Origin of the sequence: Neoalteromonas facilis (assembly GCF_002807665.1) — a bacterium.
Classification (GTDB): Bacteria; Pseudomonadota; Gammaproteobacteria; order Enterobacterales; family Alteromonadaceae; genus Alteromonas_E; species Alteromonas_E facilis.
This window is the reverse complement of record NZ_PEAY01000002.1, coordinates 364,324-388,456: the sequence shown is the minus strand read 5'-3', so window position 1 is coordinate 388,456 and position 24,133 is coordinate 364,324. Positions and strand designations below refer to the sequence as shown.

Below are 24,133 nucleotides of genomic sequence, written 5' to 3'. Positions count from 1 at the left end.
GATGCAATTTGATTTTGCAAAACTAAAGGAAATGAATGAACTTGATTTTGAGAATGTTGCCGTTTGGCCATTTGAAATCAAGTCAGTGGTTGCTTTGGTTCTCGCCATCATTGTCGGTATTTTAAGCTACAACCTGATTGTAAGCAGTAAACTACCACAGTTAGATGCGGCAGAGCTCAAAGAGCTCGAGCTGAAACGTGAATTTGAAGCGAAATACCGTATCGCAGTGAACCTAGAAGCCTATCAAGAGCAACTTGCGCGTATCGAAGAAGACTTCAGTTCAATGTTGCGCTCTTTGCCCACCAGTAATGAAACACCAGGGTTGCTTGATGATATTACTTATGTGGGTACAAGTGCCGGTTTAACCTTCCGCTTGTTGAATTGGCAGAATGAAATACCCAAAGAATTTTATACTGAATTACCGATTGAGCTTGAAGTGAAAGGTAGCTATCACGAATTTGGTGACTTCGTATCATCAATCGCAGGCTTGCCACGGATTGTGACGCTTCATGACTTTGAAATCGAAAGTGAACAGGACGGACTTAAGTTGCAAATGCAGGCTAAGACCTACCGTACCGCTTTAACGTCATCTCCCACTGCCCAAAAAGCGACAGGAGGTGCACAATGAAACAGCGTATTGTGAAACCCCTTGCTATAGCAGCAATAATAGCCTTAACCGGTTGTACGGCTGATATCAGTGACTTACAAGCGTATACTCAACAGGTGAAAGCGCAAACTCAAGTTCAAATTGAACCCTATCCCGAGTTTGAAGCTCAGCCACCTTTTGATTATTCAGCGAATACATTGCGTAGTCCGTTTGTACGACCTCGCACAATCGAACAACCTGCGGCCGAGGTGGCAAAAGCCAATTGCTTACAGCCTGACTTCGCTCGCACGAAAGAACCGTTAGAGAATTATGGAATTGATGCCATAACGATGTCAGGTGTATTTAATGTAGCCAATAAAACTTGGGTTTTATTTAAAACCAATGATGGTTCATTACATAAAGCATCTTATGGGAACCATTTGGGTTTATTTCATGGCAAAATAACCGCCATTACGAATCAAACCGTCACTATTACTGAGTTACTTCCAGATGGCGCTGGCTGTTGGCAGCGAAAAGAAACTGAACTGACTATGGCGTCATTGGCAGGAGAGAACGATAATGTCTGAGCGTTTTATCTTTAATAAAAAACTAAATCAAAATCGCACACGAAAATATATCTGGATGGCAGCGACATGCGCCGTATTGGCCGCCGGTGGTAGCGTGTGGGCAAAAGCATGGGCTCAAGACGTAGAGTTAATGGATCCTAACGCAGAGATCCAAAGCGTATTTACAACGTCATTAACCGGTATCGATTTTAAACGCGGTAGCAATGGTGAAGGCGTGGCTATCATTGCCTTTGATTCAACCCCAGCGACGCCACAGTTGATAGAGTCTCAAGGAAAGATCACGGTTACGTTACCGGCAACACGCCTTGCAGATGACCAATTCGTTAAAATCGCAGTGAATGAATTTGGCACTCCCATCACACAAATCGAAACCTTCCAAGATGAAGCCGAATCACGCGTTGTTATTGAATACCAAGGTCAAGTTACCGCACGCTTAAATGATGAAGACGGTAACATTAGCGTTGAAGTATCGCCGTTAACAGAAGAGCAAGTGGAAGAGCTTGAACAAAAGAGTGCGTATACCGGAAAGCCAATATCTCTTGATTTCCAAGATGTGCCCGTACGACAAGTACTGCAAATTATTGCGCAAGTGAACGGATTTAACTTAGTGACGACCGATACCGTTACAGGCAACGTCACTATCAGCCTTTCAGCAGTTCCATGGGATCAAGCATTAGACATGATCCTAAAAATCAAAGGCCTAGGTAAGCGTCTAGAAGGTAATATTCTATTGATTGCCCCATCAGAAGAATTGATGGCGCGTGAAACACAAGAGCTTCAAGGGCAACAGCAAGTGAAAAGCTTAGCGCCGTTGAAGTCTGCAAGCATCACGGTGAACTATGCTAAAGCAATGCCATTATCTGAAATATTGAAGAGTGGCAGTGGTGGTATTTTGAGTGAGCGTGGTGTCGTTAGCGTAGATGAACGTACTAACACACTATTGATCCGTGACACTCAAGAATCCATTGATGAAGCTCGTCGCGTAGTCAAAGAACTTGATATTCCTGTTAAGCAAGTATTGATTGAAAGCCGGATGGTTACGGTTCGTGACAATGTTGATGAGGAGCTTGGTGTACGCTGGGGATTCTCTGACAGACAAGGTGACGATGGAGTATCGGGCTCACTGGAAGGTGCAGACTCTATCGCCGGCGGTGTGATCCCATCTTTATCAGACCGCTTAAATGTTAATCTACCTGTAGCGAACCCGGCTGGTCGTATTGGCTTCCAAGTCGCAAGCCTTGTTGACGGCACTATTCTTGACTTAGAGCTATCTGCATTAGAGTCAGAAAATAAAGGGGAAGTCATCGCTAGCCCGCGTATCACAGTAGCAAACCAGCAAGAAGCGTATATTGAACAAGGTACTGAAATCCCGTACGTACAATCAACATCGAGCGGCGCAACATCTGTTGAATTCAAAAAAGCAGTACTGAGCCTTAAAGTTACACCGCATATCACACCAGATAACCGTATTATTCTCGACTTGGTTGTTACCCAAGATACACGCGGTGAAACCGTTTCGACTTCGACTGGACCAGCAGTTGCCATCGATACGCAAGAAATCAGCACTCAAGTGCTGGTTGAAAATGGCGAAACCGTGGTACTAGGCGGTATTTTCCAACAAACCAATACCAACGATGTCACAAAAGTACCGTTGGTGGGCGATTTGCCCGTCGTTGGAGCCCTGTTCAGAAACACCTCAACCATTTATCAGAAACGCGAGCTGTTGATTTTCGTAACACCTAAAATCATGAATGAGAGCTTGTAACACGACAAAGTGAAAGTTTGACTGGAAAAAGCCGCAATTTTTGCGGCTTTTTTGTTGATTTCACCACGAAGCTTGCATATTGCCCAGTTTAACTGAGATAATCGCGCCCTCGAAATTTTTAACGAGGTCTGAGGAGTCGTGCACATGGGCGATTTCCCCAATGCACGCATGAACGGGTAGTCAGCAGAGCAACAATTCGCTGCCCTATTATCAATACTGAGTTGTGAAAATAGCAAAATGGCTGAAAAACGTAATATCTTTTTAGTTGGTCCTATGGGCGCAGGTAAAAGCACCATAGGCAGACACCTCGCAGATGAACTCCACCTTGAATTTTATGATTCGGATCAAGAAATCGAACGTCGCACAGGCGCTGACATTGCTTGGATCTTTGACCTAGAAGGTGAAGAAGGTTTCCGCAAACGCGAAGAAACGGTTATCAACGATTTAACTGACATGCAAGGTATCGTACTTGCTACAGGTGGCGGCTCTGTCGTAAGCAAAGCTGTGCGTAACAGACTGTCTGCTCGCGGAATCGTAGTATATCTTCAAACGACTATAGATAAACAAGTCGCTCGCACTCAACGTGATAAGCGTCGTCCTCTACTTCAAAACGATAATCCAGAACAAGTTTTACGTGATCTTGCCGAAGAGCGTAACCCTATGTACGAAGAAGTCGCCGACTATGTTGTCGATACCGACGACCAGAGCGCTCGCGCAGTCGCGAACCAGATTATCAATAAAATCGGGTTGTAAAAATTGGAGGTTCACCCATCATGTCGTTACAGGTTGAATTGGGTGAACGTAGCTACCCGATAATCATTGACGCTGGCTTGTTGCAACAGGCCAGCGATCATCTAACACGCTACATCCGTAAAAAAGCCATCGTAGTAACCAACACCACCGTTGCGCCACTGTATCTTGCGCAAATTGAAGCTCTGCTTGGTGATACCCTAATCACAACGGTAGCGATTGATGATGGTGAACAATACAAAACACTGGAAACCTATCAGCAAGTCATGACCGTTTTACTTGAAAATGAAGCGGCTCGTGACACCACCTTGATAGCCCTCGGCGGCGGGGTTGTTGGCGATCTAACTGGTTTTGTTGCGGCCACCTATCAACGCGGCATGCCTTTCATTCAGGTCCCAACCACTCTACTCGCACAAGTTGACTCATCAGTTGGCGGAAAAACAGCGGTCAATCACCCGTTGGGTAAAAACATGATTGGCGCATTTTACCAACCCCAAGCCGTACTGATTGATACACAAACCCTCTCCACATTGCCCGCTCGTGAGTTTTCTGCGGGAATGGCTGAAGTCATTAAATACGGCGTCATTTATGACGCTGACTTTTTCAAATGGCTTGAAGACAATACACAAGCATTACGCGACAAAGCGCCCGAAGCACTTCAATATGCTATTCAACGTTGTTGTGAAATAAAGGCCGAAATTGTTGCGCAAGACGAACGCGAAAGTGGCATTCGAGCATTGCTCAACCTTGGACACACCTTTGGGCATGCGATTGAAGCGGAACAAGGCTATGGCAACTGGCTACACGGTGAAGCCGTGTCAGCTGGTATTATCCTTGCTTGTGAAACTGCAAGACGTGAATTTTCATTTTCTTCGTCAGATTTTTGTCGCGTAGAACGTTTGTTGCAAGCATTTGAATTGCCCACCAGCGGACCCAGCGACATGGGCTTTGATACATACATGAAGCACATGCGCCACGATAAAAAGGTACTGGATAGCCGCATACGTTTTGTTATCCCGACGCGTATTGGTAAGGCTATTGTGACTGATGCTGTTTCAGAGCAAACGCTGAGAGAAATCTTCGTTTAAGCGTGAGTTGTTCGACAACCGAGTCCAATTAGTATGCGAAGAGATGAATGTTCACTACACTAATAGACACAGGTATTGGATAAACAAGTGAACGCAGTGTATTCAGAGCTTCATGAACGCTTAAATCAAATGGTGAACTATTCATCACAGTTGATTTTTGTTAGTAGCGACACCATTGCCGCTCAACGAAAAACATTGGAAAGCTTTCTTGCCTGCCAAGATGAGCACACCGAAGTTGCCTTTATCACCGCAAACGCTGACAGTAATATCGTCCAATACCGCCGACAACTGTGTCAGCAACTACTTGGCCAAGTGGCGGGAAGCTTTATCAGGCCTTTAAATGAGCTTCTCGAGTCACTTAATCACCATGATGGTCCAGTGTTGATTGGTATCATGCAAGCGCAAATGTTGCCGAACGCTTTCTTACAAGAGCTTTGGGAGCTTGTGTTACAAAGCCGTTTCGCAGCCAATAAACAGCACCTAAATATCGTATTATTCGGCGAAACTGCTTGGGCTGAACAAGCACAAAATTGGTTACCTGCGAAAAACACCGCTACTCCATTGCTACTAAGTTCAGAAGTGGTAAGTGGTGAAACCAGTGAGTTAGACGCACTCATCGCCCAAAAAAGAGCGGCATTCCATCAACGCTTAGCGTTACGCCAACAATCTCAGGCACCAATAGAGACTAAAGTCTCGCCTTTCCGTAAACCCTGGTTCACCCTTCTACTAGTCGCCTGTTTTGTCGTGACGTTTGGTGGCCTTTTATGGTGGCAGTACCCCGAGAAAGTTGCCGCGCTCTTTGGCATAGAAAACATAGCGGAAAATGCTACGAGTACCAGCGTACCTGGCCAATTAGCAGGTACTCAATTAGCAAACAATGAGGTTCTTCAACTCAGCGCGAACCCGCAAGAGACTGCCGAGACATTGGTCGAGACTTCCGTTGAAACATCCATTGAAACAACAGGGCCGTACGCCGTTGACACCTCGCAGGTAACTGAGAGAGAAAGTGAGAGTGTAGTTGAAACAAAACCAAGAGTAACTTCCGAGCTGTTAGTTTCCCAATGGAAAACATCGAATGCGGCGACTCAGTCAAGCAACGCCCTTTCTGAGAGCGAAAACCTTACCTTATCCGATGGAAATGCCCCCCAGCAATCGATGGACTCTCTCTCCGCAACCGTTCCTACGGCGCTGGATGATATTAGTAAAGAGCAAAGTGAGAATTCTCAAGTGGTGTCGATGCCCACTCAATCGATTAATAGTATTGAAGGCCCAATACAAACCGCGAATCCCACGCAATCTGAGCAGGCAGTAGCAAACGTCGCACAACCGGAAGTCAACACACAGCCTCCTGCACAACCAATCAGCACAACCAGAGAGCAAGATGTTATTTGGTTGCCTGAGGGGCTTGGCAATGGCTATGTCATTCAATTAACGGGCGTGAGTAGCTTGGGTTTAGCAAAACAATTTATTCTCGACAATGCATTGACTCAAGACGTATGGATCTACCAATCAACACTCAATAGTTACCCTTGGTACGTGATCGTAGCGAATGATATTTTCAATGATATAGACAGTGCACGCGCTGCAATTGCGACACTGCCGCAATACAACCAGATCAGTACGCCTTTTGTAAAATCTATCAGGCAAATAGAGCGCGAACGAAATCCCGCTGATTTATAGTGCAAAAGCTTGTTTGCTAACGAGCTGCTGGGTACAATTTGGCGACTTTAGCCGCTTGTAGTTGCGCGAAAAATGAAGAATAAGAAAACCCGCGCGTTTTTAAAGTGGGCCGGTGGGAAATACAGTTTAGCCGAACGCATTGTAGGTCTGTTACCTGACGCAGATAAGTTAGTAGAACCCTTTGTAGGCGCAGGGTCAGTGTTTTTGAACAGTGACTTTGACAAGTACCACCTAAACGACATTAACCCCGACCTCATTGAACTGTATTCAACCCTAAAGCGACGCCCACAAACCTTTATTGATGACGCCAGACGGTACTTCGTTGTTGAAAACAACACAGATTCGGCTTACTACGCCCTACGCGACGAGTTCAACCAAACAGAAGATCCTTATTTACGTAGCTTATTGTTTCTGTATTTGAATCGCCATGGCTATAACGGTTTGTGTCGCTATAACCGCAGCGGTGGTTTTAATGTCCCCTTTGGTCGCTATGTAAAACCTTATTTTCCAGAGCAAGAATTAGAAATATTTGCTGAAAAATCTAAACGAGCCGTATTCACCTGCTTGTCGTTTAATCAGGTCTTCAGACGGGTTAGAAAAGGCTCAGTTATATATTGTGATCCGCCCTATGTGCCGATCAATGCGACCGCTATGTTTACAGACTACAGCAGTAAAGGTTTTAGCTTGGATCAACAAGTGGAATTAGCTCGACTGGCAAAACATACCGCATTTAACCGCGGCATTCCGGTGCTGCTGAGCAACCATGACGTGGCGTTTACTCGCGAGATCTACCAACATGCCCAGTTAAGCAAATTAAAAGTAAAACGCTCTATTAGCCAAAATGCGGAAAAGCGACAAGCCGTTGGTGAACTTTTTGCGTTGTATCACCAGAAATAAAGTGCAACCAGAACAGCTACAACAACCAATTCACAAGTACGACCAAACTCACCACCAGCAGCACGACCATTACAACGCCCACGATGATGTAAGGCACGATTGTGGTTTGCTCAAAGTCTCGTTGGTAATTCGCTTGGCTTTGCACCCCAAAAAAACTCGCCAGGACACTCATTAAGACTTGTATGAATGTTGGCTTTTGCGAATTTTCTGCCATAAATGGCCTACATAGAGCCTGTTGGTGCCGAAGAACCCATAGAATCGCGACTTTCGCTGTCATTACTGTAAAGTAATTCCAACAAATCTAAGAAATGAAATTGATACGAGCGTGACTTCCCCCCGATCCAGTCAAACCAGTTGACCTTTTCGTTCGCCACTAAAGCGCATGGAGACTGTGCATTTAGGGGTTGGGAAATTTCAGTGTCACAACTGTCTTGCCAATGGGGTTTAAGCGCATTTGCACTCAGCACTACGCCTAGAGCAAACACTCCAGTAGCGACAAATAAACTCTTCTTGCCTAACGACTTCCAGTTCATTGGCAACCCTCCCCATAGATGAACGGCGTAAGTATACGCCTATATAAGAGGTACGAAAAGGAACTTATCGGATAAATTTGTTCGCTGGTCGGTTAAATTTTCACCTAACCTCGAAATGAGCAACGCTCAACCATTAACCACTAAAAATTAAACATGACCCTAAAAGGTTTTGTTTAGGCACAAAAAAAGCGCGAATTTCGCGCTTTTTTATCGGTAATATTCTCTTAATTATAGAGAGAATGTCTTGCCGATTGTGAAATATAGCGATTCGCTATCATCTAGCTCGCTACCACTGATGACGATCGCCGCACCAATATCGAATCCTTCATATTCTGTTGAGTAACCAAACTCACCAAACTCTCCTGAGAATTCACGGCCAAACTTACCAAAGGTCGCATAGAAACCTTCATGTTCTAGTGTAACTTCAACATACTCATACTTAGATTCAGTGTTTGCTTCATCACCAACAACACCGTCCCAATCACCAATGTTGTAGCTTGCGCTGATGAATCCGTATGAAATACCAAAGTTCAACTCATTGTAAGCAGAATCAAAATCACCAGTGTACTGATAAGTAGTAAAACCAACGCTCATACCAACACCGTTTTCAAATTCAGTGCCGTATCCGCCGTACAAATCAACTTCTAGACCGTCTTCGACTTCTGCCGCCCAAGTACCGACGTAGAAACCTTCCTCTGATTCATAATCAGCACCCGCATATGCAGAAGCTGATTCAGCTTGTTGAAGGCCACGGAAGTGGTAATCCGTCATCAAGCCAAGATTTGCAGACCAACCTGCCGAAGCAGTGTGGCTTACCATTGTTGAACTGATTGCTAGGGCTGTAAGCGCTGCTAACTTTTTGAGTTTCATGTGTGTTCTCCATTGTTTTATATTTTTAGCTTACTCGTCAGCTCACCTGTGTAAGCTGCAGTAAAAATCTGTCTGCAGTGTATTATTATTGTTCTAAGCAAACGTCACGCAAATCCAGTGCCGATATTTCACTCAACAACCACATTTACACAAAAAACTTAACCTTTTGTTTTTGAAGGATTTTGTGAAAGTGTTATAACGAAATACAAAACGTAAACTGTCGCGTATTGCACCATTACACTCCAATTGCACCACTTTAGTGCCATTTATAAATAGTATCAAGCATTTGCTAAGATTTGATATGCTACGCCCAAATCTGGTTTTTGAGAGTGTATTGTGCAACGCCCATTTCTTATAGCGCCTTCTATTTTGTCGGCAAATTTTGCAGCTCTTGGTGACGATGTTCAACGCGTATTGGACGCGGGAGCAGACGTCATCCACGTCGATGTTATGGATAACCATTATGTACCCAATTTAACCTTTGGACCGATGGTCGTCAGTGCTCTGCGAAAGCACGGGATTACGGCGACAATGGACGTCCACCTCATGGTTGAACCGGTAGACGACTTAATTTCAGGCTTTGCTAAAGTGGGCGCTGATATGATCAGTTTCCATCCCGAGGCGTCAAGGCATGTGGATCGCAGCATTCAACTAATACTCAATGCAGGATGCAAAGCAGGTTTAGTGCTAAACCCGGCAACACCTTTAAATGTGCTGGAACATGTTTTAGATAAACTCGACTACGTATTGCTAATGTCGGTCAATCCGGGGTTTGGTGGTCAGTCTTTTATTCCGTCAACACTAGAAAAGTTGAGATTAACCCGTCAAATGATTGAAGCGCGAGGCTTAGATACGAGAATAGAAATTGACGGCGGCGTAAAAGTCGATAATATTCGCCAAATCGCTGAAGCAGGCGCTGACATGTTCGTCGCGGGCTCAGCTATCTTTAATCAGCCAGATTACGCTAAAGTTATCGCGGATATGCGCGCTGAACTAGCAACATTAAACCAAGCATAAGCAAAAGAATTTTTCTCATGAGTAGCAAACCAATCGTATTAAGCGGCTGTCAGCCATCCGGACAATTAACTATGGGCAATTACATGGGAGCTCTGCGTCAATGGGTCACCATGCAAGACAGTCATGATTGTTTGTATATGCTGGTTGATTTACACGCCATTACCGTGAGACAAGATCCTAAAGCACTTTATGACGCTTGCTTAGATGGCTTAGCGTTATATGTCGCCTGTGGGATAGATCCTGCCAAAAGCACTATATTTATGCAGTCTCACGTACCTGAACATGCTCAGTTAGCCTGGGTTTTAAATTGCTATGCGCAAATGGGTGAATTGAACCGCATGACGCAGTTCAAGGACAAATCGTCCAAACACAGTCAAAACGTTAACGTCGGTTTATATAGCTACCCGGTTTTGCAAGCAGCGGACATCTTAATTTATCAAGCTAATGAAGTGCCGGTTGGCGAAGACCAAAAACAACACTTAGAGCTGACCCGTGATATTGCTACGCGTTTCAACAACCTTTACGGCGACGTTTTAACCCTGCCTGAGCCTTTTATCCCTCAGCACGGTGCGCGCGTGATGAGTTTACAAGATCCGACTAAGAAAATGTCAAAATCAGACACTAACCCCAACAATGTGATTGGGTTATTGGAAGACCCGAAAAAACTGGTCAAAAAGATCAAGCGTGCAGTAACTGATTCCGATGAGCAAGCGCGTATCTACTTTGACGTTGAGGAAAAACCCGGTGTTTCAAACCTGCTGTCGATCTTGTCAGGAGTAACAGGCAAATCGGTCGAACAACTAGTACCAGAATACGAAGATAAGATGTACGGCCACCTTAAAGGCGACGTTGCTGATGCAGTCGTGGCAATGGTTGAGCCTATACAACAACGTTTTCACCAGCTACGCGATGATAGATCAGCACTTGATGCGATTATGAAAGCCGGTGCTGAAAATGCTTCAGCGCGAGCAGAGAAAACATTAGCAAGCGTATATGAAGCGGTTGGATTCGTGCCAAGGGTCTGCTAATTCAGTGCTGTTACTCATTGATAACTTCGATTCGTTTACCTACAATCTAGCACGTTATTTCACCGAGCTTGGGCAAACCGTAGAGGTTGTGAGAAATAACCAAATCAGTCTTGCTGACATCGATGCGATAAAGCCACGTTACTTGGTTTTATCGCCGGGTCCCTGTACGCCCAATGAAGCAGGGATAACACTACAAGTTGTCGAGCACTTCGCGGGCAAAATTCCCATGCTAGGGGTTTGTCTGGGGCATCAGGCGATAGCTCAATCATTTGGTGCTGAGGTGGTTAATGCCGAACGGATCATGCACGGCAAGACATCTTCTGTCGAACACAGTGGTTCAGCATTGTTTCGTGATGTCTCCTCGCCCTTTGAAGCAACGCGGTATCACTCACTGGTGGTAAAACCTGACACCTTGCCCAACGATTTCACTGTCACGGCATGGGTTAAAGCCAGTCAGCCACGTTTACGCGAAATTATGGCCTTTGAGCACAAATCGATGCCATTGTACGGCGTTCAGTTTCATCCTGAATCCCTGTTAACGACTCAAGGTCACAAGATCCTGCAAAACTTTTTATTCCATAAGCAGAATCAAACAGTTATGACAGTCGGTGCCGCATAAGCTATTATCAAGTACATGCCGTTGTCTCAGCATCAATAAAACGTTAATACCAAGAAATGAAAAACGCTTCTCCACATCAGCTCGCTATACTCAATCATCGCTTTGAGAGTTTAATGACATCTGTCAGTGAGGCGAATGATCTGATGGGGCGCGAAACGCCGGGTATGATAGCGTTCGAAGATTCCGAACAAGGCTATGCTAGGCGCGAACTGTTGAAGGTCGAAAAACTGGCAATAGAAAATCGCCAACGCCAGGAAATGACTCAGCAAGCCTATGTCGACGCTGTCAGAAATGACTTTCATAAGCAATTGCTGACCCACTTTGAAACAGAAATCAGGCTGCCAGGCGCTATTTACAGAGATTGGCTGGGGTTAGGCGATACCGTCGCAGAGCTACTCGATCTTTTATCGGTCAAAGCCTGCACTATTCCGCGCGTCGAGCCGCTCGTCGCTAGCATCCCATGGATGTACCCAGAGTTGATGAAAATTGTAAATGCACCACAACATCGGCGCAAAGACTCAAGGGGCAAGGTAATTGTCGTTGAGACGTTGAGGGCAGCCTTGAGTTTTCTGAATATAGATAACCTGCAGTTAATTATTCCAACGTTGATTGTCAAACGCTGTATACCGCAGATCACAGACCCTTACCCTGAAATTAAGCAGCATATTTGGCATTACGCGTTAGGTGTAGCATTAACCAATCGTCATTTGGCACCACAGTATAAACTCAGACCAAATGATGCATACGTACTCGGGTTATTCCAAGCCATAGGCCGAAATGCAGTGACTCGGGTCTATTTTAAAATGTTTGAGCGATTACAACGTGAAGCCTTGCAACAAGCCCAAGCCAACAAGAAAAGGCAGTTGCATGAGGCGCTGACCCAAATCACGCCGTCAAACAATTTCATCATTGCGCTGTGGAATGATTTTGCTGACCATGTTGCAGCTGACCTTTTACACTATATGCGTTTCAAACGACTCGCTGTTACGCCAGCCATGCAGGCAATTGCTGCCGGTGATACTAGCCAAGAGCAACCCGCGTTAGCCCAATTGACCAATCGCTCTCGCTTATACACTAAATATCGTATGCTCAAAGCACACCGCCTACTCGATATTGACGATGCAAACTGCATCGTTTCAAGCAGTAAAATTGGCAAAGACAACATTTTGGCTCTCAATCAAATCGACTTGCACCACATTCCGCTCAACTTTAGCTCCTCTATAAACGAATTAGACTAATTTTTTTGCATATAACTATGCAAACCAACATTTTGTTTACAACATCCTCTGACGATCAACGCTATGCGTAACCTCTAGTACAGCCTTACGGCGCTTAAATTTAAGCCCCTAAATAGTTATGCAGTTTTTTTGCAAAATGCTGCATAAAGCCTTTATTTTCAAGGACTAGAGCCAGATCAATGGAGACAAGACAAAGAAGAAATGGCATACTTGTCGGCTAGTTTTTGCACACATCTTTGCTGTTGCACAAAGCGAACAGCAACTGAATAGAGGGTAGTTTAATGAATGTAACTCGTGAAATGTTTAATGATGTAATGGTCCCAAACTATAATCCTGCGTCCATGATCCCAGTCAAGGGGGAAGGCTCTCGCGTATGGGATCAAGAAGGCAACGAGTACATTGACTTCGCCGGCGGAATCGCAGTTAACGTATTGGGTCACTGCCACCCTGAATTAGTTGCGGCATTAAAAGAACAAGGCGAAAAACTGTGGCATTTAAGTAACGTGTTTACTAATGAACCCGCCATTCGTTTAGCCAAAAAGCTTACCGATGCAACGTTTGCTGAGCGTGTATATTTTGCCAACTCTGGTGCTGAAGCCAATGAGGCAGCATTGAAACTTGCCCGTCGTTATGCCCTTGACCATTTTGGTGAGTCGAAAGACCAAATCATTTCATTTAAACAGGGTTTCCACGGACGTACTTTCTTCACCGTCACCGTGGGTGGGCAAGCAGCCTATTCTGATGGTTTTGGGCCTAAGCCAGGCGCTATCCAACACTGTGATTACAATGATTTGGCAGCCTTCGAACAGCTTATCTCAGACAATACCTGTGCGGTCATGATGGAACCACTACAAGGTGAAGGCGGTATCATTTCACCTGATCCAGCATTCGTTAAAGGTGTACGCGATTTATGTGACAAACATAATGCATTGCTTATTTTTGACGAAGTTCAATCAGGTGTGGGTCGTACTGGCCACCTATACGCATACATGGGATTAGATGTAACACCTGATATTTTAACCACAGCAAAATCACTAGGTGGTGGATTCCCTATCGGCGCAATGTTAACTACAGCGCCTATCGCCGCTAGCTTAAAGGCCGGTACTCATGGCAGTACTTACGGTGGTAACCCACTAGCGTGTGCCGTTGCTGAGCGTGCGTTTGACATTGTTAACACACCTGAAGTGATGAACGGTGTTGTCGCAAAAGAAGCTTTATTCCGTAAGCACCTTGACCGTATTAACGAAAAATACAATGTATTCAGTGAAGTACGTGGTAAAGGGATGCTGTTGGGTTGTGCATTAAATGAAAAATATCAAGGCCGTGCGCGTGACTTTATGGTTGCTGCAACTGAACAAAATCTGATGTGTTTGGTTGCTGGTGCTAACGTGATCCGTTTTGCGCCATCACTGGTTATTCCTGATGAAGATATCAATGCCGGTATGGAACGCTTCGAAAAAGCGGTTGCGCAAATCGTGAATGCTACACAGGAATCTGCCGCTTAATAGCAGCAGTTAGCACACCATGAATATTATTCGCCCTATTCAGCGAAGCGATTACGCTGCTCTGCATGCCATAGCGGAAGAATCTGGTATCGGTTTTACGTCGTTGCCCGTAAACGAAGGCTTATTACGACGTAAGATCGAAAAGTCAGAAAATTCATTTGTTGAAGGTGTCACCGAGCCAGGTAACCAAAGTTATCTGTTTGTAATGGAAGACACCACTAATGGCCATGTGGTTGGTACAACCGGTATCGAAGCAGCTGTTGGTTTAGATGACGCGTTCTACCACTACCATGTGGGCAAGGTCGTGCATGCTTCACGTGAGTTGAATATACATAATACGGTCGACATTCTGACATTTTGTAATGACTACTCAGGCGTGACCGAGATATGCACACTGTTCCTGCGCGAAGAAGCAAGAGGTGGTTTTAACGGGCGCTTCTTATCGAAAGTTCGCTTTTTGTTTATGGCAGAACACCCCGAGCGTTTTGCTGAAACAATCATAGCCGAAATGCGCGGCGTGAGTGATGAAGATGGGTGTTCTCCCTTCTGGCAATGGCTGGAAGAACATTTCTTTTCAATGGACTTTCCGACTGCCGATTATTTAACTGGGATTGGCAATAAAGTATTTATTGCTGAGTTGATGCCGAAGTATCCGATTTATACCAGCCTGCTTTCACCCGAAGCACAAAGTGTCATTGGTAAAGTTCACGACAAAACCAAGCCAGCTCTGCAGTTACTCGAGCAGGAAGGATTTAGTTGCCGCGGATACGTTGATATTTTTGATGCTGGCCCAACGGTAGAAGCGCAACTGCAAAATATAAGAACGGCGCAAGCCAGCCGTAGAATGCCAGTCCATATTGTCGATGCCATTGAACAGCAAGATAACGTGGAAGAGAGCATTATCATCAATACATCCATTACGGACTTTAGAGCCGTTGTGAATATGGTGCAAATAGACGAAACACAAGATGTGGCGACCATTACGCAAGAAGTCGCAAACGCCCTCAATATAGATAACGGCGATATTATTCGGTTTGCACCGGTTCGACTAGGAGACGCTAAATGACACAAGCAACACTTTTTATTAACGGTCAATGGACACCTGGCAATGGCCATGCAGTCAAGTCGATAGATCCAGCTAAAAACGCCATTATTTGGGAAGGCGTAAGCGCCTCTGAACAAGACGTAGATGCCGCTGTCGCTGCCGCAAGAGCCGCATTCCCTGCATGGGCTCAACGTTCATTTGAGCAGCGTCTCGCAATTGTCGAAGCCTTTGCTGAGCAACTAAAAGAAAATCAAGCCGAATTGGCTGCAACCATTGCCAAAGAAACGGGTAAGCCGCAGTGGGAAACTGCCACAGAAGTGGCCGCGATGATTGGCAAAGTCGCCATATCAGTTCGCGCTTACCAAGAACGTACGGGTACTGTCGAAAACGCCATGCCACAAGGTAAAGCGTATATTCGTCATAAACCTCATGGTGTTGTTGCGGTGTTTGGTCCATACAACTTCCCGGGCCATTTGCCTAATGGTCATATCGTGCCAGCCCTGTTGGCCGGTAACACGGTCATTTTCAAGCCGAGCGATTTGACGCCAATGGTCGCAGAGCAAACTCTAAAGCTGTGGGAAAAAGCAGGCTTACCTGCAGGTGTTATCAACTTAGTGCAAGGCGAAGTCACCACAGGCAAAGCGCTAGCATCACATCCTGATATCGACGGACTGTTCTTCACGGGCAGCTCTCGTACAGGCAAGCTGTTACACGAACAATTTGCGGGTCATCCCGGCAAAATCCTTGCCCTAGAAATGGGCGGTAATAATCCACTGATCGTGAAAGGCGTAAGCGACATTGATGCCGTTGTGCATGACATCGTTCAATCTGCGTTCGTAACGTCGGGCCAACGCTGTACCTGTGCACGTAAACTATTCCTACCTGCAGGCGCGGAAGGCGACGCGATTTTAAACCGTTTAATTGAAGTCACTAAGGCGATCAAAGTCGGCGACTATGACGCAGAAGAGCAACCTTTTATGGGCGCTATGATTTCAGCCAACGCCGCAGCACAAATGGTCCATGCACAAACCGCACTCGTTAACCTAGGTGCAAGCGTTTTGGTCGAGCTGACACAACCCGACACTGAAAAAGGGTTTGCTACACCAGGTATCATTGATGTTACCGCCATCATTGAATCAATGCCGGATGAAGAACATTTTGGCCCTTTGTTGAAAGTGGTTCGTTACACTGATTTTGACCGCGCTATTGAGCTTGCCAACGCTACCAGCTTTGGTTTATCGGCAGGCTTATTGGCAGATAGCAAAGCCGATTATGATCATTTCTTAACCCATATTCGTGCAGGGATTGTGAACTGGAACCGTCCGATCACGGGTGCTTCAAGTGCAGCACCATTTGGTGGGATTGGCGACAGTGGTAATCACCGCGCCAGTGCTTATTATGCAGCAGACTATTGCGCCTACCCAGTCGCCTCGGTCGAGCTGGATAAAGTAACCATGCCTGGAAGCCTAAGCCCAGGTTTGACATTTTAATAACAGGAACACGCATGCACACTCAAGTAGAAAGCTTATTTGATGCTTTATGGCAAGACTATGTTGCTATTACGCCATCAGCCAAGGAAGTTCACAAACTATTGGCAAGTGATGGCGAAGAAATTATCAATGACCACGTGGCTTTTCGTACGTTTAATCGTGCGAAAATCAATTTGGATAAGTTAGCTGCACATTTCTTAGCATTGGGGTATGAAGCGAAAGGCGATTACAACTTTGAAGCGAAAAAGCTCACAGCTAAACATTTTGAGCACCCAAACACGCAATACCCAAAAGTATTTATCAGCGAATTACGCGTTGATGAGCTGTCTGATCGCGCTATTGGTATTATTGATGCGTTGGTTGCACAGGTTAGTGATGATGCCGCACAGCAAACCAACTTCTTGTACTCTGGTGCCCAGTGGTCGATTAGTGCAGAAGATTACCGCGCATTGGCTGAGGAATCAGAATATGCATCATGGATGGCGGCGTGGGGCTTCCGTGCCAATCACTTCACCGTCAGCATCAACCAATTGCAAAGCGGTCTGTCATTAGCCGAAGTCAATGAGCTACTGAAGCAAAATGGTTTCAAATTGAATACTTCAGGTGGTGAAATCAAAGGCGGTGAGGATGTGTTCTTAGCGCAATCATCGACAATGGCAGATAAGCAAGCGGTTGAATTCACCGATGAAACCCTAACAATCCCTAGTTGTTTCTATGAGTTTGCCCAGCGTTATACGCTTCCTAATGGTGAGTTGTATCACGGTTTTGTCGCAGCATCTGCCGACAAAATTTTTGAGAGCACCAACGCCAACTAGTCAGTTGTTTGATTAGCTCCACATCCGTGGAGCTGATATGCTAATGCTTTTCAAGGACTATGAGTGCCGCCTCATGAAAAGCATATTGTTATTAGCCATGACATGCCTACTGGCTTCATGTGCAGCGAAAAAAGTTATCACCGACTTTGACCCCGCATATGATTTCTCCCGCATAACTAACGTCCAGATCCTTACCCCCGATGTGAGTGAACAACCGTCTCTGAATTACGCCCAACGCCTACTGCAAGAAAAACTCCTTGCTAAAGGTATCAACACAGATGCTAATGCAGAGATAACGATCAGACTCAAAATGGACATCCAACAACGTGCGAATGACCAGTCCATTTCGATTGGTTTAGGTTCGCACACGGGTGGGCGTCACTCGAGTATTGGTATTGGCACGTCGGTCAATATCCCCATCGGCGAAGAAACGGTAGATTGGCAGGTCATGCAACTTGATTTGATTGAACAAAATCAGGTGATTTGGACCGCCCATGATGAAGCAAAAATTTCTATACGAGACGGCAAAGGGCTCAATAAACTGCACAATGACATGCTCGATAGACTACTCGAACAACTCCCAATCAATACAAAAACGGAGCCACAATAATGATTTACCATGGTGGTTGTCATTGCGGAAAGGTTAGATTCGACATTGACCTACCGGATGAAATAGAAGTTGAAGACTGCAATTGCAGCGTGTGTAAAAAGTCGGGCTACTTACACGTGATAGTGCCAAAACGTGACTTTACACTAACAGACGGCGAAGACGAGCTATCGCTTTATACATTTGGGACAGGGGTCGCTAAACACTATTTCTGTAAAACCTGTGGGATCAAGCCGTATTATATTCCGCGCTCAAATCCGGACGGTATTGATGTCAATTTACGCTGTTTAGATAGCCAACCACCGGTTGTGAAAGTGGTACCATTCGATGGTGATAATTGGGAACAAAACGCCCATACATTGGCGCATAAAAGTCGCTAGGCAAGAAGCCTAGCGCTCCATCATCTATGCATCAGGTGATTCTGGTGTCTCAGGCCCTTCTTCTGGGGCACTCGTAGTTAATGCCGGAGCTTCCAGTTCAACCGAATCTACACGTTGTAAACCACGTGGTAATTTGTTCCCACGTCTTCCGCGCTCACCTTTATAGTGTTCAAGATCACTGGCACTCAATGACATACCACGCTTGCCCGCGACAATACGCACACTGGCACCTTCAGGTACTACACACAGTACCTTCACGTACTCTTCTCGACTCTGAGCTCGCGCACTTGGAATATTAATAATCTTATTCCCCTTACCTTTACCTAACGTCGGTAAGTCACGCAATGGGAACATCAACATACGCCCTTCAGTGGTGATTGATAAACACCAATCAGTTTGTAGGTCGACGACTCGCTGAGGTGCCATGGTTTTCGCCCCGGTCGGCAAAGTCAAGTAAGCCTTACCGGCCTTATTCTTACTTACCATATCGGCAAACTTACCGACAAAGCCATAGCCCGCATCTGAAGCCATTAAGAACGCTTGATCATCAGCCGCCATTAATACATGCGCGAAAGATTCGCCGGCGACAATGGAGAAGCGTCCGGTCATTGGCTCTCCCTGACTGCGTGCAGACGGTAACGAATGAGCATCACATGCGAACGCCCGCCCCGACGTATCAATAAACACTGCTTGTTGATTGCTACGACCTATCGCACTGGCAAGATAACTATCACCGGATTTATAACTTAAACCTGGTGCATCCACGTCATGCCCTTTAGCACAACGTGCCCAACCTTTCTCCGATAAGACTACCGTTACTGGCTCAGAAGGTACCAACTCTTTTTCAGACAGCGCACGTGCGTCGCTACGTTCAACAATTGGCGAACGTCTCTCATCACCGTAGGTTTCAGCATCAGCCAGTAGTTCTTTTTTGATCAAGGTCTTCATGCGTTGATCACTGCCTAATGTCAGTTGCAGCTTGTCACGTTCTGCGGCTAATTCTTCTTGCTCGCCGCGGATTTTCATTTCTTCAAGCTTAGCAAGATGACGCAATTTCAGTTCTAAAATCGCTTCCGCTTGTGTGTCTGAGAGCCCAAAACGGCTCATCAATACCGGCTTAGGCTTATCTTCATTTCGAATAATCGCGATCACTTCATCGATATTCAAAAAGGCAATCAACAAGCCCTCAAGAATATGTAAGCGAGCCAGTACTTTGTCTAAACGGTATTGCAAACGACGCGTTACCACATCCCTTCTGAATACCAACCACTCTGACAAAATCGACTTAAGATCTTTTACCTGTGGACGCCCATCAAGGCCAATCATATTCAGGTTAACGCGGTAATTCTTTTCCAAATCTGTGGTGGCGAACAAATGCTGCATTAGCTGTTCTGTATCCACACGGTTTGAACGTGGCGTAATGATCAGGCGCGTTGGATTTTCATGATCAGACTCATCGCGCAGATCACTGACCATAGGTAATTTCTTGGCCTGCATTTGGGCCGCAATTTGTTCCAGTATTTTACCGCCGGAGGCCTGATGCGGTAACGCAGTAATGACGATGTCACCACTCTCCTCATGGAATACCGAGCGCATCTTAATCGAACCGCGGCCTGACTCGTATATCTTAGCGATTTCGCTGCGTGGCGTAATGATTTCAGCTTCCGTAGGGTAATCCGGACCTTGTACAATATTAAGCAGCTCAGACAGTTCTGTACGGCTATTATCTAACAATGCCGCACAAGCGTTTGCCAGTTCCCGTGCATTGTGCGGAGGCAAATCAGTTGCCATGCCTACCGCGATACCCGTTACACCGTTCAATAAAATATGAGGCAAGCGTGCAGGGAGAACCTTAGGTTCTTTTAATGTGCCGTCAAAATTGGGGATCCAGTCGGCTGTGCCTTGGCCTAACTCATTCAGCAGAACTTCACTGAATTTAGACAGGCGAGCCTCTGTGTAACGCATCGCTGCAAAAGACTTCGGATCGTCTGGCGCTCCCCAGTTTCCTTGACCATCGACCAACGGATACCGATACGAAAACGGCTGTGCCATTAACACCATAGCTTCATAACACGCACTATCGCCGTGCGGGTGAAACTTACCGAGTACGTCACCTACGGTACGTGCTGACTTTTTATACTTAGCATTGGCACTGAGTCCCAAATCTGACATCGCATAAATAATGCGGCGCTGTACGGGCTTCAGACCATCGCCTATGTGGGGTAAAGCCCTATCCATGATGACGTACATGGAGTAGTTAAGGTAGGCTTCTTCGGTGAATCGCTGCAGTGCTAGTTGCTCTACACCATCAGCGTTAATGGTAATGTTGTCACTCATATGCTTGTTGTACTGTATTTTTGCTGTTGTTTTGGTAACAATGACGTTTGAGTTTTGATCATCATAAACGATTCATTAGCAGAGTGATATGAGCTTAACGTGGAAAAATGAGAATAATCAGCGGATGGCATTTTATGCATGATCGCGCGCCGTGTTGGTTGTTGCTGATTAAAGTAGCGCTTATTTTCACTGTAACGTGTTTACTGCCCAATGCTCATGCACAAATTTCCATGCAGATCCTCGATGAGACAGACAGCATCAAGTTGTCAGATAACTTCCTCATCTACCGCGAAGGTGAAAGTGAACTCTCAATAGAAGATGTCATTGCCTCACGTAACAGTTTTCGCTGGGCGGGTGAAAGCAATCCCAATTTTGGTTTTAGTGACAAAGGAATATGGCTACTTGCCAGTTTCACCCATTTTACCAACAACACTCATTGGGCTATTGATTTAAACTTTAGCCAACTGGATCAGGTGGATTTTTATCTGGTCGCCAATGGCGAAATAATCGCCCAAGAAAAACAAGGAAAGCTACGTGCGAATCAACGTTACCGAATGCCGGTGATGTTGGCTGAAGTGCCCAGTGGCACGCCTGTACAACTCTATCTTCGCATTCAAAGCAGCAGCTCAAGCTTAATCGCGCCAGTAACGATTCACTCGGAACAAAAGCACACGCGAACCATGGCGATAGATAGCCTTGCTTGGGGGCTGTTTTACGGTGGCCTGATTATTCTAGCAATATACAACCTTGTCCTTTATTTTGGCGTGCGAGAAAAGAGCCTACTGACCTATGTGGGCTATATAACAACCGTGTTGATCTGGCAATTTATCTGGGGCGGGCACATCCATTTGTTCAGTGTTGGCGCATTGTCGCCCTGGCTGATCGAACACACAGGGCTGATTTTTATCATTATCGGCATCAGTAGCGGTGTATTCACTCTCACCTTCTTAGAAACAGCAGTCAATGCGTCAAAAGCCCATATTCTGGTGATGCTCATGCTGTATTTACAGGGCATTTTAGGCATTGCTTCACTGGTAAATATTCTCCCTGTTATGTGGCTAAACGGTGCTATCTACACCATCGGTACCTTAGCAATCAGCAGCTATATAATGGCCGGCGTCGAAAGCTATACCAATAAATTCAGTTCAGCACGCTACTTCATATTGGCTTGGGCAATGTTGGCGACGGGTGCAATTGTCGGGATCCTAAGTCTGTTCGGCGTATTACCCGCGAACAGTTTTACCGCGCACTGTTTCCAAATCGGCGTGTTCCTTCAAGCGGCATTGTTCTCATTAGCCTTGATGGACAAGAGTCGCAATCAACTCGAAAGTGAAGTAGAACAAGCCACGACCGATTTGCGCAATAATATGGAGCTGATAGAAGAACAAAACGCTCGTTTGGACATTGCGCGGAAAGACGCCATTAAAGCCAGCAATGTTAAATCACAATTTTTGGCCAATATGAGCCATGAAATCAGAACCCCATTAAATGCCATCCTCGGTTTTAGCCGCGAACTACTGCATGCACCGCTCCCCGCTGATAAGCAAGAACAGGTTAAAATTATTAATGGTGCAGCAGACGGTCTACTGACCATTGTGAACGACATCCTCGACTTCTCTAAAATTGAGGCCGGCAAACTACAACTGAATAGCCAACCCTTCTCCCCGAACATGTTGTTAGAGGAAATGGTTACATTGATGGCAAAATCGGCGCATCAAAAGCAGTTGGAATTTATTTTTGATCTTGGTCGATTACCTGACAAATTGATTGGTGATGTTTATCGTATTAAGCAAATCCTAACCAATTTGTTAGGTAACGCGATTAAATTTACTGCCAGTGGACACATTGCATTTTCAGCGCAAGGGCGCAATCTACCGCATGGCCTCTATGAACTAACGTTGACGGTTGAAGACACTGGGATAGGCATTAGCCGCCAGGATCGCAAAAAACTGTTTAGTGCTTTTTCGCAAGTAGATGATGCACTGAACAGGAACTATCAGGGCACAGGCTTAGGCTTAGTCATTTCGCAGGAATTGGTTCGCCTCATGCGCGGCCAACTGACCCTACACAGCACACCGGGACAAGGCAGTAGTTTCTGCGTCACATTACAAATGAATCAACTCAGCAATCGCTACTATCTAACGCCTGGTGATGAGTGGCGCAATAAGCATATTGTGATTTATGACCCGATCCCAACCACACGACAAACCAGTGCCAAACTCATGATTTACCTTGGTGCAAAGGTTACTTGCGTCGAATCATTGAGCTACTTATCAGCCCTGGACGCTGAAGGCCACGCAGTAGACTACTTGTTCGCCTGCTTGCCGCAATACAAGCTTGAGCAACGCAACGATGTTTTAAGCCATTTACTCGACTTTAGAGCGGGCAAACGCATACTGCTATACTCTGGCCCAGACCCTTTCAATCATTATCCCAGTTTAAGTCAGCATTTTAATACCCAATTGCGCATGCCATTGACGCCAAACAAGGTCGATAGTTTGTTGAAAGCGCCACAATTCGCCGATAAAAACCCCGTCAATACGCGCCTAGCTGAACTACCGAGTGTCAACATTCTTGCTGTTGATGATATGGATATGAACTTGAAGTTAATCGACACCTGGCTGCGTGACACGCCAGTGCGTTTAACCTTGTCGCCTAGCGGTGAAGATGCTGTAGAGCACTGCCAATCAACCGAATTCGATGTCATTCTTATGGACGTGCAAATGCCCCATATGGATGGCTTGCAAGCCACTAAACTTATTCGGCGTTCTGAATTAAACGCCGGAACCCCGATTATTGCAGTTACCGCACATGCGTTTAAAGAGGAACAAGAGCGACTCATGGCATCGGGCATGGACGATTATTTGCCTAAGCCCATCGAATTGACTCAGCTAGTCGATATTATTAACCGTTGGTGCACGAATAACGAAGTAAAACCCAAAGAAATGACCAGTGTGGATTGGAAGCTTGCACTGAAACGCGCCAATGGCAATGCTGGGACCGCCATCGAGTTGTTAGAAGCTTTTGTGAGCCAACTTCCCTCAAGTGTTGAGCTCATTCATGACGCATGGAAAACTAAAGAACATGAGATCTTGTTGCAACAAGTACACCGTATCCATGGCGCAAGTTGTTACACCGGCGTCAGTCAGTTTCAAACCTTATGTGATCAATTAGAAAGTGCTATTAAACGTGAGCAAATGGATGTCGTGAATGCACTCGTGCCGACATTATTAAAAGAAAGTGAAAGTGTCATCAAGCAAGGCAATGAGATGCTTAACTCTGGTATGCGCTAGCCC

At 45.7% G+C, this 24,133-nt stretch carries 22 protein-coding genes; 18 read left to right on the top strand and 4 right to left on the bottom strand.

All coding sequences use genetic code 11. The annotated features are described in order from the left end of the window. Position 1 precedes the first annotated feature (1 nt). The 7 genes from CSH93_RS07920 (at position 2) to CSH93_RS07890 (ending at position 7,353) form a co-directional block, all read left to right on the top strand. Complete coding sequence (locus CSH93_RS07920; RefSeq protein ID WP_100642694.1) at positions 2 to 628, top strand: type IV pilus inner membrane component PilO; 627 nt, start codon at positions 2 to 4, stop codon at positions 626 to 628. Further along, positions 625 to 1,173, top strand: coding sequence for a pilus assembly protein PilP (locus CSH93_RS07915; RefSeq protein ID WP_100642693.1), 549 nt, complete (start codon positions 625 to 627; stop codon positions 1,171 to 1,173). The genes CSH93_RS07920 and CSH93_RS07915 overlap by 4 nt, the downstream gene beginning before the upstream one ends. After that, positions 1,166 to 2,938 carry a type IV pilus secretin PilQ gene (locus CSH93_RS07910; protein WP_100642692.1) on the top strand — a complete coding sequence of 591 codons (1,773 nt, stop codon included), beginning with the start codon at positions 1,166 to 1,168 and terminating at the stop codon, positions 2,936 to 2,938. Before CSH93_RS07915 ends, CSH93_RS07910 begins: the two co-directional genes overlap by 8 nt. A gap of 237 nt (positions 2,939 to 3,175) precedes the next feature. Then, positions 3,176 to 3,691 carry a shikimate kinase AroK gene (aroK, locus tag CSH93_RS07905; protein WP_100642691.1) on the top strand — a complete coding sequence of 172 codons (516 nt, stop codon included), beginning with the start codon at positions 3,176 to 3,178 and terminating at the stop codon, positions 3,689 to 3,691. A 17-nt stretch (positions 3,692 to 3,708) separates the two neighbouring features. After that, positions 3,709 to 4,776 (top strand): 3-dehydroquinate synthase, encoded by a 1,068-nt coding sequence (gene aroB / locus CSH93_RS07900; RefSeq protein ID WP_100642690.1) that lies wholly within the window; start codon positions 3,709 to 3,711, stop codon positions 4,774 to 4,776. 75 nt (positions 4,777 to 4,851) lie between these two features. Next, on the top strand, positions 4,852 to 6,456 hold the full coding sequence (locus CSH93_RS07895; protein ID WP_100642689.1) for an SPOR domain-containing protein: 1,605 nt from the start codon (positions 4,852 to 4,854) through the stop codon (positions 6,454 to 6,456). Positions 6,457 to 6,528: 72 nt separating this feature from the next. After that, positions 6,529 to 7,353: a Dam family site-specific DNA-(adenine-N6)-methyltransferase gene (locus CSH93_RS07890; protein WP_100642688.1), complete on the top strand. Its 825-nt coding sequence runs from the start codon at positions 6,529 to 6,531 to the stop codon at positions 7,351 to 7,353. Between the two features lie 16 nt (positions 7,354 to 7,369). On the opposite strand, the gene CSH93_RS07885 is transcribed toward CSH93_RS07890, so the two are convergent. The 3 genes from CSH93_RS07885 to CSH93_RS07875 all read right to left on the bottom strand — a co-directional run bounded on the left by CSH93_RS07885 (position 7,370) and on the right by CSH93_RS07875 (position 8,756). After that, on the bottom strand, positions 7,370 to 7,567 hold the full coding sequence (locus CSH93_RS07885) for a DUF2970 domain-containing protein (protein WP_100642687.1): 198 nt from the start codon (positions 7,565 to 7,567) through the stop codon (positions 7,370 to 7,372). Positions 7,568 to 7,574: 7 nt separating this feature from the next. Beyond that, positions 7,575 to 7,886 (bottom strand): hypothetical protein, encoded by a 312-nt coding sequence (locus CSH93_RS07880; protein ID WP_100642686.1) that lies wholly within the window; start codon positions 7,884 to 7,886, stop codon positions 7,575 to 7,577. Positions 7,887 to 8,114: 228 nt separating this feature from the next. Next, on the bottom strand, positions 8,115 to 8,756 hold the full coding sequence (locus tag CSH93_RS07875; RefSeq protein ID WP_100642685.1) for a TorF family putative porin: 642 nt from the start codon (positions 8,754 to 8,756) through the stop codon (positions 8,115 to 8,117). A gap of 336 nt (positions 8,757 to 9,092) precedes the next feature. Here CSH93_RS07875 and rpe point away from each other — a divergent pair, with 336 nt between their 5' ends. The 10 genes from rpe to CSH93_RS07825 all read left to right on the top strand — a co-directional run bounded on the left by rpe (position 9,093) and on the right by CSH93_RS07825 (position 18,500). Beyond that, positions 9,093 to 9,773: a ribulose-phosphate 3-epimerase gene (rpe, locus tag CSH93_RS07870; protein ID WP_100642684.1), complete on the top strand. Its 681-nt coding sequence runs from the start codon at positions 9,093 to 9,095 to the stop codon at positions 9,771 to 9,773. A 17-nt stretch (positions 9,774 to 9,790) separates the two neighbouring features. Continuing rightward, positions 9,791 to 10,801, top strand: coding sequence for a tryptophan--tRNA ligase (gene trpS, locus CSH93_RS07865; protein ID WP_100642683.1), 1,011 nt, complete (start codon positions 9,791 to 9,793; stop codon positions 10,799 to 10,801). Between the two features lie 4 nt (positions 10,802 to 10,805). Beyond that, positions 10,806 to 11,420, top strand: coding sequence for an anthranilate synthase component II (locus CSH93_RS07860; protein ID WP_100642818.1), 615 nt, complete (start codon positions 10,806 to 10,808; stop codon positions 11,418 to 11,420). Positions 11,421 to 11,533: 113 nt separating this feature from the next. Continuing rightward, entirely contained in the window at positions 11,534 to 12,658 is a 1,125-nt protein-coding gene (locus CSH93_RS07855) for an HDOD domain-containing protein (protein WP_164078323.1), read from the top strand. 281 nt (positions 12,659 to 12,939) lie between these two features. Further along, entirely contained in the window at positions 12,940 to 14,163 is a 1,224-nt protein-coding gene (locus CSH93_RS07850; protein WP_100642681.1) for an aspartate aminotransferase family protein, read from the top strand. Between the two features lie 19 nt (positions 14,164 to 14,182). After that, positions 14,183 to 15,229 carry an arginine N-succinyltransferase gene (gene astA / locus CSH93_RS07845; protein ID WP_100642680.1) on the top strand — a complete coding sequence of 349 codons (1,047 nt, stop codon included), beginning with the start codon at positions 14,183 to 14,185 and terminating at the stop codon, positions 15,227 to 15,229. Continuing rightward, positions 15,226 to 16,698 carry a succinylglutamate-semialdehyde dehydrogenase gene (gene astD / locus CSH93_RS07840; protein ID WP_100642679.1) on the top strand — a complete coding sequence of 491 codons (1,473 nt, stop codon included), beginning with the start codon at positions 15,226 to 15,228 and terminating at the stop codon, positions 16,696 to 16,698. Before astA ends, astD begins: the two co-directional genes overlap by 4 nt. Before the next feature lie 14 nt (positions 16,699 to 16,712). Beyond that, positions 16,713 to 17,513 (top strand): DUF1338 domain-containing protein, encoded by an 801-nt coding sequence (locus CSH93_RS07835; protein ID WP_100642678.1) that lies wholly within the window; start codon positions 16,713 to 16,715, stop codon positions 17,511 to 17,513. Between the two features lie 73 nt (positions 17,514 to 17,586). Beyond that, positions 17,587 to 18,123, top strand: a complete 537-nt coding sequence (locus CSH93_RS07830) for a DUF4136 domain-containing protein (protein ID WP_124748958.1) — start codon at positions 17,587 to 17,589, stop codon at positions 18,121 to 18,123. Further along, positions 18,123 to 18,500 carry a GFA family protein gene (locus CSH93_RS07825; RefSeq protein WP_100642676.1) on the top strand — a complete coding sequence of 126 codons (378 nt, stop codon included), beginning with the start codon at positions 18,123 to 18,125 and terminating at the stop codon, positions 18,498 to 18,500. The genes CSH93_RS07830 and CSH93_RS07825 overlap by 1 nt, the downstream gene beginning before the upstream one ends. Positions 18,501 to 18,524: 24 nt before the next feature. On the opposite strand, the gene parC is transcribed toward CSH93_RS07825, so the two are convergent. After that, a complete protein-coding gene (parC, locus tag CSH93_RS07820) occupies positions 18,525 to 20,837 on the bottom strand; it encodes a DNA topoisomerase IV subunit A (protein ID WP_100642675.1) in 2,313 nt (770 codons plus the stop codon). Positions 20,838 to 20,971: 134 nt separating this feature from the next. Between parC and CSH93_RS07815 the strand changes: the two genes are divergently transcribed. After that, positions 20,972 to 24,130 (top strand): hybrid sensor histidine kinase/response regulator, encoded by a 3,159-nt coding sequence (locus tag CSH93_RS07815; protein ID WP_100642674.1) that lies wholly within the window; start codon positions 20,972 to 20,974, stop codon positions 24,128 to 24,130. Positions 24,131 to 24,133: the final 3 nt, after the last annotated feature.

Bases quoted from the DNA above. Each gene is read 5' to 3' on its own strand.
- CSH93_RS07920 (WP_100642694.1), top strand. From the start codon at position 2: ATGCAATTTGATTTTGCAAAACTAAAGGAAATGAATGAACTTGATTTT.
- CSH93_RS07915 (WP_100642693.1), top strand. From the start codon at position 625: ATGAAACAGCGTATTGTGAAACCCCTTGCTATAGCAGCAATAATAGCC.
- CSH93_RS07910 (WP_100642692.1), top strand. From the start codon at position 1,166: ATGTCTGAGCGTTTTATCTTTAATAAAAAACTAAATCAAAATCGCACA.
- aroK (WP_100642691.1), top strand. From the start codon at position 3,176: ATGGCTGAAAAACGTAATATCTTTTTAGTTGGTCCTATGGGCGCAGGT.
- CSH93_RS07890 (WP_100642688.1), top strand. From the start codon at position 6,529: ATGAAGAATAAGAAAACCCGCGCGTTTTTAAAGTGGGCCGGTGGGAAA.
- CSH93_RS07885 (WP_100642687.1), bottom strand. From the start codon at position 7,567: ATGGCAGAAAATTCGCAAAAGCCAACATTCATACAAGTCTTAATGAGT.
- CSH93_RS07880 (WP_100642686.1), bottom strand. From the start codon at position 7,886: ATGAACTGGAAGTCGTTAGGCAAGAAGAGTTTATTTGTCGCTACTGGA.
- CSH93_RS07875 (WP_100642685.1), bottom strand. From the start codon at position 8,756: ATGAAACTCAAAAAGTTAGCAGCGCTTACAGCCCTAGCAATCAGTTCA.
- trpS (WP_100642683.1), top strand. From the start codon at position 9,791: ATGAGTAGCAAACCAATCGTATTAAGCGGCTGTCAGCCATCCGGACAA.
- CSH93_RS07855 (WP_164078323.1), top strand. From the start codon at position 11,534: ATGACATCTGTCAGTGAGGCGAATGATCTGATGGGGCGCGAAACGCCG.
- CSH93_RS07850 (WP_100642681.1), top strand. From the start codon at position 12,940: ATGAATGTAACTCGTGAAATGTTTAATGATGTAATGGTCCCAAACTAT.
- astA (WP_100642680.1), top strand. From the start codon at position 14,183: ATGAATATTATTCGCCCTATTCAGCGAAGCGATTACGCTGCTCTGCAT.
- astD (WP_100642679.1), top strand. From the start codon at position 15,226: ATGACACAAGCAACACTTTTTATTAACGGTCAATGGACACCTGGCAAT.
- CSH93_RS07835 (WP_100642678.1), top strand. From the start codon at position 16,713: ATGCACACTCAAGTAGAAAGCTTATTTGATGCTTTATGGCAAGACTAT.
- CSH93_RS07830 (WP_124748958.1), top strand. From the start codon at position 17,587: ATGAAAAGCATATTGTTATTAGCCATGACATGCCTACTGGCTTCATGT.
- CSH93_RS07825 (WP_100642676.1), top strand. From the start codon at position 18,123: ATGATTTACCATGGTGGTTGTCATTGCGGAAAGGTTAGATTCGACATT.
- parC (WP_100642675.1), bottom strand. From the start codon at position 20,837: ATGAGTGACAACATTACCATTAACGCTGATGGTGTAGAGCAACTAGCA.
- CSH93_RS07815 (WP_100642674.1), top strand. From the start codon at position 20,972: ATGCATGATCGCGCGCCGTGTTGGTTGTTGCTGATTAAAGTAGCGCTT.